The sequence below is a fragment of the Acinetobacter sp. WCHA29 genome (genome assembly GCF_002165335.1).
In the GTDB taxonomy this organism is placed as follows: Bacteria; Pseudomonadota; Gammaproteobacteria; order Pseudomonadales; family Moraxellaceae; genus Acinetobacter.
On the sequence record NZ_NHRQ01000018.1, the window covers coordinates 46,586 to 55,528 of the forward strand.

Annotated in this window: 6 protein-coding genes and 2 pseudogenes; all 8 read left to right on the forward strand. The window is 37.0% G+C overall.

Annotated elements, in window-relative coordinates:
• Window positions 1-277 precede the first annotated feature (277 nt).
• Window positions 278-1,327: an N-acetyl-gamma-glutamyl-phosphate reductase gene (gene argC / locus CDG59_RS11585; RefSeq protein ID WP_087545470.1), complete on the forward strand. Its 1,050-nt coding sequence runs from the start codon at window positions 278-280 to the stop codon at window positions 1,325-1,327.
• Between the two features lie 81 nt (window positions 1,328-1,408).
• Window positions 1,409-2,158 carry a DUF6776 family protein gene (locus CDG59_RS11590; protein WP_087545472.1) on the forward strand — a complete coding sequence of 250 codons (750 nt, stop codon included), beginning with the start codon at window positions 1,409-1,411 and terminating at the stop codon, window positions 2,156-2,158.
• Between the two features lie 19 nt (window positions 2,159-2,177).
• Window positions 2,178-2,591, forward strand: a complete 414-nt coding sequence (gene clpS, locus CDG59_RS11595; protein ID WP_005160061.1) for an ATP-dependent Clp protease adapter ClpS — start codon at window positions 2,178-2,180, stop codon at window positions 2,589-2,591.
• 434 nt (window positions 2,592-3,025) lie between these two features.
• Window positions 3,026-3,184: pseudogene (locus CDG59_RS15780) on the forward strand (ATP-dependent Clp protease adaptor ClpS); the annotation flags it as partial.
• Window positions 3,185-3,225: 41 nt separating this feature from the next.
• Window positions 3,226-5,511 carry an ATP-dependent Clp protease ATP-binding subunit ClpA gene (gene clpA, locus CDG59_RS11605; RefSeq protein WP_087545474.1) on the forward strand — a complete coding sequence of 762 codons (2,286 nt, stop codon included), beginning with the start codon at window positions 3,226-3,228 and terminating at the stop codon, window positions 5,509-5,511.
• Complete coding sequence (locus CDG59_RS11610) at window positions 5,511-5,873, forward strand: YnfA family protein (RefSeq protein WP_005160065.1); 363 nt, start codon at window positions 5,511-5,513, stop codon at window positions 5,871-5,873. Before clpA ends, CDG59_RS11610 begins: the two co-directional genes overlap by 1 nt.
• Before the next feature lie 399 nt (window positions 5,874-6,272).
• On the forward strand, window positions 6,273-7,310 hold the full coding sequence (locus CDG59_RS11615; protein ID WP_087545476.1) for a 3-deoxy-7-phosphoheptulonate synthase: 1,038 nt from the start codon (window positions 6,273-6,275) through the stop codon (window positions 7,308-7,310).
• Window positions 7,311-7,387: 77 nt separating this feature from the next.
• Window positions 7,388-8,478: pseudogene (locus tag CDG59_RS11620) on the forward strand (IS4 family transposase).
• The last annotated feature ends 465 nt before the right edge of the window (window positions 8,479-8,943 follow it).

Here is an 8,943-nt window from a genome sequence, read left to right on the forward strand (position 1 = left end):
TTCTTGACCAGTGGTAAAATTGAATTTATATAAAACAATTTGACAGAACTTTTACACTGTTTTTAATGTTATGGCGACCAGTTAAGTGAAAAATAAGTTGTTAAATTTACATTTTTGTTTTTAGAAATTTTTATATTTTTACTAACTTTAGCTAGATACAAAATCAATCCCTCAAGTTGTAACTTAGAAATGCTATATAACTTATAGGGTTATGGATTGTGGAAATGGCGTCAAACTGCCATACTACAACCACTATTTATAGTTTGAGGTAGAGCACGTGATTTCTGTTGGCATCGTCGGTGGAACTGGATATACAGGCGTCGAATTATTACGTCTTTTATTAAGGCATCCACAAGCCCAAGTACGTGTTTTAACATCTCGAACTGAAGCAGGAAAACGTGTTGCAGATATGTTTCCAAGCTTAAGAGGGCATACAGATTTAGCGTTCTCCGATCTTGACCTAGATGCATTAAAGCAGTGTGATGTTGTTTTTTTTGCAACGCCACATGGAGTTGCAATGCAACATGCGGAAGAGTTGATAGCTTCTAATGTTAAAGTAATTGATCTTGCTGCAGATTTTCGATTGCAAAATCTATCTGAATTTGAAAAATGGTACGGCATGCAACATAGCTGTCCAGATGTATTAGTCGATTCAGTGTATGGTTTAACTGAACTAAATCGTGAAAAAATTAGAACAGCTCAAGTGATTGGTAATCCTGGTTGCTACCCAACAACAGTACAGTTGGGTTTAGCTCCTTTACTTAAAGCTTCAGAAAAATTGATCAATCCGCAAAGTATTATCATCGATGCAAAGTCTGGTGTATCGGGCGCAGGTCGCAAAGCTAGTTTAGGCATGATTTACAGTGAAAATGCTGATAATTTTAAAGCTTATGGTGTCGCTGGACATCGTCATCATCCAGAAATTGTTGAAGCTTTAGAAAACATTTCAGGTGAAAAGGGACAATTTAATCATCTTATTTTTGTTCCACATCTTGTACCGATGATTCGTGGTATGTTGAGTACAATTTATGTCGATTTGACTGAGCAAGCTCAGAATATAGATCTACAAGCATTGTATGAGCGTTTCTATGAAAATGAACGTTTTGTTGATGTAATGCCAGCAAATAGTTCGCCTGAAACACGTAGTGTGCGCGGTGCAAATGAGCTACGTATTGCTTTATATCAACCTCAACCAAATAAATTGATCGTATTAGTTGCGCAAGACAATTTAGTGAAAGGTGCAGCAGGTCAAGCGATTCAAAATATGAATTTAATGTTCAATTTTGATGAAGCTGCTGGTTTAGAAGGTATTGGTTTATTACCATAAAAAACGCTTTTTTACTTCACACACATTTAAATTTGGATTTAAATGTGTGCTTTGATGTAAATCATAACGATAGAGATGATGATGGAAAACGCTGAACCGACTACTTCACCAGAAAGTTCCGTTAAAAAAAATAAATTCCTCAAGACGAATTTGCCTTTAGTGATTGCTGCTACATTACTGATTGGTAGTAGTTTTATGTTGGGATATACTGTTGGGCATCGTCAAGGTTTGACTGTTGTTGGTTATGATGCAGATGCTGAACAACTTGTTGATGTTCTACAAAAGCAAAAAACCACTTTGGATTCTGTTAGTAAGAGTTTAAATGCTGCTGTTCAAGAACGTGATATGGCGGTTAGTAATGCCGATGAGTTATTTAAAGGTATTAATCAAGCTAATGCTGATAAAACTCAGTTTGAAAGTATGAACGCCATTTATCGTGAAATTTTAAGACAACGTGGTGGTGTTAGTTTAACTGTACAAAATTTAGCGATTAAATCTTTACCCGAAAATGCTTTTGAATATCAACTGGACTTGGTTCAAGTAAGCCCAAATAAACGTCGAGCTGTTGGTAGTGTTGAGTTAAGATTAATTAAAGATACTGAAGTTTTGGTTGTGCCATTAGAAGATGCCAATTTTAATTTCGATGATTTTGAACGGTTGACTGGGCGCTGGACCATGCCTAAAGGTTTCACACCTCAGTTCATTGAAGTTCGCTTATCTGGTTCAGCTACACCAGTGATTAAACGCTTTAGTTGGCAACGTGGTCAACCTGTTGATGTGAGTTCTGCTTTTGTATCAGAAATTCCTCAAGCTGAAGCAAATGCCCAATAAAATTTAGTAAGAACTAGATATGCGAAGATATAAACGTCAAATGAATTTAAGTGAAGTGAAAAATGCCTTTCATCAATCTGGATATGTCGATTGGCACTTAAATCCACGTTTAAGTGACTCGCAAGAGGATCATGATGGCGAAGTCATTGTTCAGACAGCACCACCTGAATTAAAAAAACCGCCACTATACGCTGTTGTTTTACTGAATGATGATTACACACCGATGGATTTTGTTATTGAGGTACTACAAAGTTATTTTGGAATGAATCTTGATCAAGCAAGTCAGGTGATGTTGACAGTTCATTATGAAGGCAAAGGAACAGCAGGTATTTATCCACGTGATATTGCAGAAACAAAAGCGAATCAAGTGAATAACTTTGCACGATCTCAAGGCCATCCATTATTGTGTCAGATCGAACCTGAGCAGCGTTAAAAAAAGCGAAGCTTTTTAGCTGCGCAAGACGAGCAACTGTGTTGGGAGTGAAAGCGTTAAAAAAAAGCGAAGCTTTGTTGCGAGTAACAGCGTTAAAAAAGCAATGCACTTGCGTCATATATGGCTCATAAGCTAAGAGTGAAAGCGTAAAAAAGCTGCTGAATATCACTTTGAGTAACCATATCTTGCGAATAGGTCTTTAGAAAATAAGGCTATCTTTCGATATGAGATTTAATCGGTAAATTAAGACATATATTGTTTTGTGCTAAAAATATGAATCAATATACTGACAATCTTTATATTCAACCTATACATGATTTGTTAGGTTTTAACTAAGATCATAGCATATTAAAATTTTTCATAGGTTGAATACGCTTTCATAAATAAAGAATAGATTTGCTGTCTTTTTGAGCGACTAGGCGAGTCTTATTCTCTTTGTAATCGAAATTTTACAACAATACTTTGTTTTGAATCTTGACCAAGATACTCAAGTAATGCTAACTGTAGATTATGAAGTAAAGTGTTATTGTAAACGTATACTAGATAACGCTTTAAAGCCTCAGACAAACCAAGTTAATACCAGCTTATTCTAATATTATCCTTTTAGATGAAGCACAAAATATAAGGGGGTTGCATGCTCAGTCGTCAATTAGAAGTATCGTTACGTTTGGCTGTTAGCATGGCTCGTCAAAAGAGACATGAGTTTCTGACAGTTGAACACTTGTTGCTTGCTTTACTTGATAATGATTCAGCAGTCAATGCGTTAAAAGCATGTGGTGCTGATATCGTTACATTGCGTAAAGAATTAGAGGAATATGTAGAGCAACATAGCCCAAAACTTGGTGATAATAGTGAACAGGCGCCTCATCCAACTGAGAGCTTTGATCGAATTTTGCAACGTGCAATTTTCCATGTTCAATCGAGTGGTGGTGACCGTACGGTTGAAGGTGCAGATGTTCTAGTTGCAATGTATTCAGAACGAGATTCGTTCGCGGTTTATTTACTTAAACGTCATCAAATTAACCGTTTAACTTTGACTCAATACCTATCTCATGGCACTCGTAAAGATGAGATTCAAGTTGAAGAAGAAGTTGAAGATATTGAAGGTGAAAGTGCAGCTTCAGCAAATGCTGGGCCACTTGAGCAATACACGCTTAACTTAAATATCGAAGCACAAAAGGGCAAAACTGATCCTTTAATTGGACGTGAAAAAGAAATTGAGCGTGCAGCACAAATTTTATGTCGACGTCGTAAAAATAATCCGTTGCTTGTTGGTGATCCGGGTGTAGGTAAAACCTCAATTGCGGAAGGTTTAGCTTGGCTGATTGTAAATGGCAAGGCACCAAAACCACTTGCAAATGCTGAAGTTTATAGCTTAGACATTGGTGCTTTGGTTGCAGGGACTAAATATCGTGGTGACTTTGAAAAACGTTTAAAACAGTTGTTGAATGCTTTGAAAAAGAATCCAAATGCGATTTTATTCATTGACGAAATTCATATGATCATTGGTGCAGGCTCGAGTATGGGCAGCACTATGGATGCATCGAATTTAATTAAGCCTGCATTAGCGAATGGTACTTTGCGTTGTATTGGTTCAACAACTTTCCAAGAGTATCGTCAGGTATTCGAGAAAGATCATGCCTTGTCTCGTCGTTTCCAAAAGATCGATGTGAATGAACCAAGTATTGGTGAAACGATTGAAATTTTACGTGGCTTGAAAAGTAAGTTCGAAGATTTCCATCATGTTGAATACGATGATAAAGCTCTTGTTGCTGCTGTTGAGTTGTCAGCTAAATTTATCAATGATCGTTTTTTACCAGATAAAGCGATCGATGTGATTGATGAGGCTGGTGCACAACGCCGTTTGAAAGCTGAAGTCGATGGTACAACCATCTCGGTTGAAAATATCGAAGACATCGTTTCTAAGATTGCGCGTATTCCACCGAAAACAGTATCTAAAGATGACAAGTCTGTACTTGAGAATTTGGAACGTGATCTTAAACGTGTTGTATTTGGCCAAGATGAAGCGATTACAGCACTTGCATCAGCGATCAAATTATCTCGTGCAGGCTTGAAAGCACCAGATAAACCAGTGGGAAGTTTTGTCTTTGCAGGTCCAACAGGCGTGGGTAAAACCGAGGTTACGAAACAACTTGCGAAATTGCTCGGTGTAGAGTTGGTTCGTTTCGATATGTCTGAATATATGGAGCGCCATGCAGTTTCTCGTTTGATCGGTGCGCCTCCAGGCTATGTTGGATATGATCAAGGTGGTTTGCTGACAGATGCGATTCATAAAAATCCGCATTGTGTACTCTTGCTTGATGAGATTGAAAAAGCACATCCAGATGTATTCAACTTGTTGTTACAAGTCATGGATCATGGTGCTTTAACAGATAACAATGGCCGTAAGTCTGATTTTAGAAATGTGATCATTGTTCTTACGACTAACATCGGTGCAGAAAGTATTGTTCGCGCGAGTATTGGTTTCACTGAACAAGATCATAGTGCAGACAATCAGGATGCAATGAAACGTGCATTCTCGCCAGAATTCCGTAACCGTTTGGATGGTGTTATTCAATTTAAAGCACTTCCGACTACGATTATCGACTCAGTTGTAGATAAATTCTTGACTGAGTTACAAGCGCAGCTTGATGAGAAACAAGTGGTACTTGATGTTGATCAAAGCGCTCGTGATTGGTTGTCAGCTAATGGTTATGACCGTCTGATGGGTGCTCGTCCAATGCAACGTCTGATTCAAGAGCATTTGAAAAAGCCACTTGCTGAGATGATTTTATTTGGTGAGCTTGCAGAGCATGGTGGTAACGTTGCGGTTTCTGTGAAAACAGAAAATGGCAAAAACATTGGTTTAAAATTGGAAGTATTTGAAGATCATATTAACCCGAGTGCTGAACCTGCTTAATGTTTGAACTGTCTTTCTCTATAACCCAAGTACTTAAAGTATTTGGGTTATTTTTCGTCACAGCAATCGCTGAAATCTTAGGTTGTTATTTTCCTTATTTAATTTTGAATCAAGGAAAGTCGCATTGGTTATGGGTTCCTACGGCGTTAAGCTTAGCCGTCTTTGTTTGGTTACTGGCTTTGCATCCTGCGGCATCAGGTCGTATTTATGCAGCCTATGGCGGGATTTATATTTTTACTGCCCTAATGTGGTTGCGTTATGTCGATCAAGTCATGCTAACGCATTGGGATATTTTGGGTGGGATCGTTGTTCTTTGTGGTGCTTGCCTAATCATTTTACAACCGCAAGGTTTGGTACGTTAAATGCTACAAAATATTTTTCAAAAACACTTGTCAAATGCTGAAATAGTGCGTAATTTAAGGGTTAGCAACAGTTTTTTAGATATTTGAAATAAACATGTTAAAGCATACTGTAAACACAAACGCATACTTTTATTTTTGGCAATATATGTAGTTGCCTGATGCGTTTCGGGCAGCAAAAAAGGGTTGCCCAACCAGTTAATACCTGATCGGCAACACCGATCAGGTTTTTTTATGCTTTAACAATCATGATTTTAGGAGAAATACCATGTATACATTCAATTATTCATATTTTAGCAAGATTTCTTGGTTTTACTTTGCAAAAAAATCAACATCACTTAGATCACACTTGCTCAAATAAATGATAGGACTGCGAAGAAGGTCAGTCCAAAGGAATTGAAAATGAATGCTTTAAATACTGCTTTGACACAACCACACACTCATTCAAAAGAATCAATACTTAGCTTGCCATCACAACTCAAAGCACAATATCCCTTGTCTGCAACTTTAGCGCAGCAAATTTCAAAACATCGTCAAACGATTCAGAATATTTTATCTGGACATGATCATCGCTTAATGGTGATTACGGGTCCTTGTTCGATTCATGATCCTATCGCGGTACTCGAATATGCTGATCGCCTCCAACAACTACAAGAACAAGTAAAAGATCAAATATTCTTGGTGATGCGTGCATATATTGAAAAACCGCGTACTACCGTGGGTTGGAAAGGTTTCTTATATGATCCAAATTTAGATGGATCATCAGATTTACAACTTGGTTTAGAAAAGTCTCGTGCACTTTACTTACAACTCATCGAAAAAGGCTTGCCGATTGCCAGCGAAATTTTAAGCCCAATGGCAACAGGTTATTTTGATGATTTACTGGCTTGGGGTGCAATAGGTGCACGTACCAGTGAATCACAGATTCATCGTGAAATTTCTAGCCATATGCCTTACAGTATCGGCTTCAAAAATGGTACAGATGGTTCAATCCAAATTGCTTTGGATGCGATTCAGTCTGCACTGCATGGTCATCAATTCTTAGGTATGACCCAACAAGGTTTACCTGCAATTTTGCATAGCAATGGAAATCCTTTACCACATTTGATTTTACGTGGTTCAAATCATGGAACTAATTATGATTTAGCTTCGATCCAAGCCATGCATTTCAAACATAAGCAATTACCGGCACTGGTGATTGATTGTAGTCATGGCAATAGTGGCAAAGACCCATTACAACAACCGAATGTTTTAAAGCAGATCATTGCAGAACGTACTGAGTCGAAAGTTCGTGGTGTGATGATTGAAAGTCATTTAGTGGATGGGAATCAAAAGATTTCTTGCGATATGACATATGGGCAATCAGTAACCGATGGCTGTTTAGGCTGGGATAAAACAGCACAAGCTTTATTGGATATTGCTGAGTGGATGCGAAAGTAAAATTTATCTTTGTACACGACAAAAAAGATAACTCATTGAAATAATGGCATAATACTTGTTTTCTGACGACGAATATGATGACACATTTCAATGAGTTACATCTCATCTTAAACAAATATCTAAAGTGGAACAAGTCACATGTAAAATGTTTTACACTGATTATGCTGGCATTAATTGTAAAACAGACATGTAACCTTTCTTCTGCATCTAAAGCCTTACCCATCAAGTGCTTACCACAATCATTTTATCGACGTATACAACGCTTCTTTGCAGATCAGTATTTCAATTATCGTCAAATTTCTCAGTTAATTTTCAATATATTTTCATTCGATAAAGTCCAATTAACTTTGGATAGAACCAACTGGAAATGGGGAAAACGAGATATCAATATCTTGATGTTAGCCATCGTCTATCGTGGAATAGCGATACCTATTGTTTGGACATTGCTCAATAAACGTGGCAATTCAGATACAAAAGAGCGTATTGCTTTGATTCAACGCTTTATCTCCATTTTTGGTAAAGATCGTATTGTGAATGTGTTCGCAGACAGAGAATTTATCGGTGAGAAATGGTTTACATGGTGAATTGAAAATGACATTCACTTCTGTATACGTGTTAAAAAAACTTTATTGTGACCAATTACTTAGCCAAGCATCATAAAATTAGTGATTTATTTCGTCATCTTCAAGTTGGTTAAACTGAATGTCGTAAACGACGTATTTGGGTCGGTGGAGTGAAACTGTATATTAGTGCGTTACGATTAGAAGATGGAGAACTTTTACTTGTTGTTTCTCCTATGTTTAATGCTTCTGCTATTGGTGATTATGCATTACGCTGGGAAATCGAAACCTTATTTAGTTGTCTGAAAGGACGTGGATTCAATCTTGAAAATACTCGTTTAACAGACCCTAGACGAGTCAAGAAATTGATAGCAGTGCTAGCCATCGGTTTCTGTTGGTGCTATTTAACAGGTGAATGGCAACATGATCGAAAAAAAGCGATAAAAATAAAGAAGCATGGACGACTTTCAGTAAGTTTATTTCGCTACGGTTTGGACTATGTTCAAATGGTTACTCTACGTTTGATTGGTTTTGGAAAAAAAGAAGAATTTAATAAAGTGCTCGCAATTTTAAGAAAGAAAAAGCCTGATAGGACAAGGGTCCTATGAAATTTGTCGTGTACAGAGAAAATTTAGTTAAATTAACCTGAGTGCGATATAAAAAAAGAGTAGAAAAAATCTGAATTTGCAAAATATTGATTTTAAATATAAAATATAATAAAAAGGCTTTCAATGAATTATATTACCGAATTATTTTGTATTTTGGATGATTTCTGCAAAAAATTAATGAATCTTTTATGTGCTTATCAGCTTTGTCATCAAAATAGACCAACTATTCAAATTTGCGAAGCATTGGCTTAAGCAGAATTCGGATTAATAGAGAGTGCATCTAAAGCTCCCTTTCAAGATCCTCATAATATAAAAGGTTAGTTATATTGCTAAAAGGCTAGGGCTTGTTGAGAATTAACAAAGGCAACTGATTAATTTATAATAGTAGTATGGATAGATACATACTTACTGATGCCCAATGGGCAAAAATGGAACCTTTTTGCCTAGGTAAAGTGACCGATCGAG